Origin of the sequence: Turicibacter sp., assembly GCF_017941855.1 — a bacterium.
GTDB lineage: Bacteria > Bacillota_I > Bacilli_A > MOL361 > Turicibacteraceae > Turicibacter > Turicibacter sanguinis.
Map to the genome: position 1 here is coordinate 1 of NZ_JAGAVR010000012.1, position 2,573 is coordinate 2,573.

A 2,573-nucleotide genomic window follows, 5' to 3' on the forward strand; every position below is an offset into this window, starting at 1 on the left:
CCTTAGAATTTTAGCTACTGTAAAACGTATTAGATGTTAAAAATGAAAATGTGACGGTTTTAGTACCCTTAGAATTTTAGCTACTGTAAAACTGCAAATTTACTAAAGTTAATTCAATGTTAGTTTTAGTACCCTTAGAATTTTAGCTACTGTAAAACCCGTTACCGGTGTAATTAACGACTGAATCAGTTTTAGTACCCTTAGAATTTTAGCTACTGTAATTTAAAAGGAGTGTTATCTTAATTTGATAGCACTCCTTTCTGTTAATTAGATACTTTTTAAATTTCCATTCCAATCAAACTTTAAACGAAGACTGATTTCGAATAAGTACGGTAAATAAGACTAATATGAAGTAAGGTAAAATATTAAAAATATTTGCTAATATGTGAGTAGGGATTCCTAGTGGGATTGAACTAAAAATAGCGATGCTGATTGCTAGAATAACTCCATCTTTAATACAAATTGATGATCCTATTCGTTGTGCATAATACCAGACTTGTGGTGATGCTCTGGTGAAGGGAGTATCGTAACTATCTGAAGTCTTGGATTGGCTAGGTTCAATTTTTAACCATGATCCAACGCCTATACAGGTGATAGGGGTTAGGAAATTAACCATTATCATCGTTAATCACTCTTTCAACTAAATTTAGTAGTTAGTATGATTAGCGTTTGTCTTATTTATAGTAATAAAAGTTGTACTAATATTTGTGGGATGAACTTAATTATTTTAGAATGTATTTATGCCAATACATATTTTTGAATTTTTTATTTATTTAATCCATGTAGTGGTATAGATGTTTTATAGCTATCATTCTTTTTGTAAAAAAATAAAAAAGAAGATTTCATTTAAAATCTTCTTGAGAATCGTGATGTGATGTTTTGGTGATGAGAGAATAGAGTTTTAAAAAGGTATAAGTTAAAAGTGCTAAGACGATTGTCAACATAATCAATTCGATTGCAATAAATGTAAGAGCCTCAATCGGTGTTTCGATAAATTCGGTATTCATTGCTATCACCTCTTTAACCTCATTATGTCACAGATAAATTTTTTCATTCAAAATGACTTTTAAAATTTAGATACCAATTATTGTTACGTGTCGAAGAAAGAGTTTAAGTGTAGATTAAATGTCTTTTTTGTAGTATCCTATGTTTATCAACATTAGTTTGTAGGAGGATGGCCAGGATGGAGATTAAGGTTGCTTTTTTTGATGTAGATGGAACGATTGTGGATAATCATTCAACGCATTCGCATAGTTCAGATATGGAGTTAGTACCAGCGTCAACGATTGAGGCGATTAAATTATTAAAAGAGAATGGAATCACGCCTTTTATTGCAACAGGACGTTCTCCATTTATGATTGAGGATTTACTTGAGGGATTAGAAATTGATAGTTATATTTGTACGAATGGTCAATATGCTGTGATGCATGGTAAAGTGATTCATGAGGCACCTTATTCAGAAACTTTACTTGATGAAATTGTAGATGTTTCTAAGAAGCATGATATTCCACTTTTATGGATGCCAGCAGAGCATTATATTTTATCAGGTGCCAATCAAGAACTTTTATTATCAGGACTTGAAGCTATGAAGTTACCTTATCCTAGAATTCAAACAGATTTAGAAAAACCTGATTTTAAGGTGTATCAGATGGTAGCGGGAGTTACAAAAGAGAATGAGCATTTCTTTGAGTCAATTAAAGAAATTCGCATTGTTCGTTGGCAAGAAAATGGCGTTGATTTATTACCGTTACATGGTTCAAAAGCAACTGCTATACAAACGATTTTAGATAAAATCGGGTTGAAACCTGAGAATGCACTTGCGTTTGGGGATGGATTCAATGATATTGAGATGTTGCAAGCAGTTGGAATGGGTGTTGCAATGGGGAATGCTCATAAAGATGTTCAAAAGCATGCTAACTATGTCACAAAACCAGTTCATGAAGATGGAATCTACCATGCTTGTAAACATTTTGGGTTAATTTAATCATATAAAAAAGCATTAGCCGATATCAGGTTAATGCTTTTGATTTTTTAATCGAGAATAATTTTGAAAACAACAGGGAGCTCACTATGGATAGTAGTTGTACTAATCTCAAGGGCATCCGTACTATGATTCCATTTGATTTCCCCATCAAATCCTAGCGCAACAATATCTTTGATAATACCGTGGAAGCATGGGACGAAACAAGGATCTTTTTGGGCAAAAGAGGTGAGTTTGACTTGTCCATTTTCAGGATAGTTTAGGACCGTTGCGTAGATGGCATTGTTGTTCACGGTGTATCTAATATCCTTAGGAGTGAACTTTTTGCTCGTTGCATCTGAAAATTGTCCTTCTGATACTTCGGTTGGACCTTCTGATGCGTACCGCCAAACCTTAGAGTCGTAAATGGCCTCGCCGTTGACTTTTAGCCAGTCTCCAATTTCGAGTAGGAGTTTTTTATCTTCTTCTGGAATTGAGCCATCTCCTTTTGGTCCGATATTTAATAGTAGGCATCCGTTTTTACTCACGATATCCACAAGGTCACAAATGATTTCGTTTGCTGTTTTATAGTCATTATCCTCAGTATATCCCC

The 2,573-nt window shown here is 33.9% G+C and carries 4 protein-coding genes; 1 reads left to right on the plus strand and 3 read right to left on the minus strand.

Annotated elements, in window-relative coordinates:
• Nucleotides 1–295 precede the first annotated feature (295 nt).
• Together J6D32_RS14105 and J6D32_RS02105 are read right to left on the minus strand one after the other, a co-directional pair.
• Nucleotides 296–622, minus strand: a complete 327-nt coding sequence (locus J6D32_RS14105; protein WP_155061846.1) for an SdpI family protein — start codon at nucleotides 620–622, stop codon at nucleotides 296–298.
• A gap of 220 nt (nucleotides 623–842) precedes the next feature.
• Complete coding sequence (locus tag J6D32_RS02105; RefSeq protein ID WP_170837666.1) at nucleotides 843–1,007, minus strand: hypothetical protein; 165 nt, start codon at nucleotides 1,005–1,007, stop codon at nucleotides 843–845.
• A 176-nt stretch (nucleotides 1,008–1,183) separates the two neighbouring features.
• On the opposite strand from J6D32_RS02105, the gene J6D32_RS02110 reads away from it, so the two are divergent.
• Complete coding sequence (locus tag J6D32_RS02110) at nucleotides 1,184–1,984, plus strand: Cof-type HAD-IIB family hydrolase (protein ID WP_055165210.1); 801 nt, start codon at nucleotides 1,184–1,186, stop codon at nucleotides 1,982–1,984.
• 47 nt (nucleotides 1,985–2,031) lie between these two features.
• Here the strand turns inward: J6D32_RS02110 and J6D32_RS02115 are convergent.
• A partial coding sequence (locus J6D32_RS02115) for an alpha-L-fucosidase (protein ID WP_287467241.1) occupies nucleotides 2,032–2,573 on the minus strand: 542 nt, incomplete at its 5' end.

Bases quoted from the DNA above. Each gene is read 5' to 3' on its own strand.
- J6D32_RS02110 (WP_055165210.1), top strand. From the start codon at position 1,184: ATGGAGATTAAGGTTGCTTTTTTTGATGTAGATGGAACGATTGTGGAT.
- J6D32_RS02105 (WP_170837666.1), bottom strand. From the start codon at position 1,007: ATGAATACCGAATTTATCGAAACACCGATTGAGGCTCTTACATTTATT.
- J6D32_RS14105 (WP_155061846.1), bottom strand. From the start codon at position 622: ATGATAATGGTTAATTTCCTAACCCCTATCACCTGTATAGGCGTTGGA.